Genomic DNA, 1,401 nt, shown 5'->3' with positions numbered 1-1,401 from the left:
TCCCTCTTTCTCCGCCAGCTGAAATGCAAATTGAATTTAAACCCTTAAAATCGTATGATTTTAAGGGTTTTTTCTTTTTATCACATATCAAAATATTCATTCATTCGTGAACCTAAAGGAATAAAATCGGTTACCCTAAACAATCCAAATTTTGGCGATTTTTATTTCAGACTAGTATTCACAAGGCTTTACAGCCAGTTCAACAACCAGTTTAAAAAACTGTACATCTTGTGGATTAGTCATATTTAAGTTAAATTTAATAACAACTAAAAAGGTCACCACGATGAAAACAAAAGTTTCAATTCTCTTTTATGCAAAGAAAGCGAAAGTAGCTGCAAACGGTTTAATTCCTATTTACATGAGAATTACTATCAACGGTAAGCGTATCGAGCTGAGTACAAACCGATTTGTAGAAATATCAAAATGGTCCACAGAGGCAGGTAAAATGAAAGGTACTTCAGAAGAAGCTCGTTCAATAAATAACCATCTTGATTTACTGAAAAGTCAAATAAGAGATGCTGAAATGGAATTAATCCATAAAAAGATAACAATAACAACCGAAATATTTAAAAGCAAGCTATTAGGAGTTGATGAAAGAGCAAGAATGCTGGTTCCTATATTCCAAGACCACAACAATAAAATAAAAGAATTGGTTGGCAAAGAATAAGCTCCAGGAACATTGGAACGCTACACTACTTCACTCAAACATACTATTGAGTTTATGCAATGGAAATATAATATTTCTGATATCGACATTACAAAGATTGATCATGCTTTTATAACGGATTACGAATTTTGGTTACGAAGTGTTAGAAATTGTGCCAATAATACAGCAGTAAAATACCTTAAAAACTTCAATAAAATAATAAAGCTTTGTGTGGCTAATGACTGGTTAGAGAAAAATACATTTGCTAATTATAAATCCAAAGTCAAAGAAGTTGAGTGAGTTTATCTGACTGAGGCTGAAATCCAATCAATCATCGAAAAAGATTTCAAAACAGAAAGACTAACTCTAGTTCGCGATATCTTTCTTTTTAGCTGCTTTACAGGTTTGGCATACATAGATGTCAAAAACTTAACAAAGTCTCATATAAACTTTGGTATTGATGGTGAGAAATGGATTTCAACACAAAAACAAAAAACAGAATCTGCCTCAAAAATTCCAATCTTACCTGTTACTCAAATGATAATAGATAAATACGAAAATCATCCACAATGTAAAAATATTGATAGACTTCTACCAATCCTATCCAACCAAATGATGAACGCTTATCTAAAAGAAATACCCGGAATTTGTGAAATTGAAAAAGAATTAACTTTTCATATCGCTCGACATACTTTTGCAACAACTGTAACGCTTACTAATGGTGTTCCAATTGAAAGCGTGAGCAAAATGTTAGG

General features: G+C 32.0%; 3 protein-coding genes. All 3 read left to right on the top strand.

What is annotated here, in order from left to right; translation table 11 throughout:
• The first annotated feature begins 283 nt into the window (after window positions 1-283).
• Window positions 284-667, top strand: coding sequence for an Arm DNA-binding domain-containing protein (locus tag GV828_RS13230; RefSeq protein WP_235935474.1), 384 nt, complete (start codon window positions 284-286; stop codon window positions 665-667).
• Window positions 668-679: 12 nt separating this feature from the next.
• Window positions 680-946: a phage integrase SAM-like domain-containing protein gene (locus GV828_RS13225; RefSeq protein WP_262885828.1), complete on the top strand. Its 267-nt coding sequence runs from the start codon at window positions 680-682 to the stop codon at window positions 944-946.
• Window positions 947-952: 6 nt separating this feature from the next.
• Window positions 953-1,401 (top strand): site-specific integrase (locus GV828_RS13220; protein WP_394350660.1); only part of this gene is annotated, 449 nt, incomplete at its 3' end.

Origin of the sequence: Flavobacterium ichthyis (assembly GCF_009915155.1) — a bacterium.
Lineage (GTDB): Bacteria > Bacteroidota > Bacteroidia > Flavobacteriales > Flavobacteriaceae > Flavobacterium > Flavobacterium ichthyis.
The sequence above is the reverse complement of the archived record's forward strand: the minus strand, read 5'-3'. Positions and strand labels throughout refer to the sequence as shown.

Excerpts from the sequence above, each read along its gene's own strand:
- GV828_RS13230 (WP_235935474.1), top strand. The coding sequence starts at position 284 with ATGAAAACAAAAGTTTCAATTCTCTTTTATGCAAAGAAAGCGAAAGTA.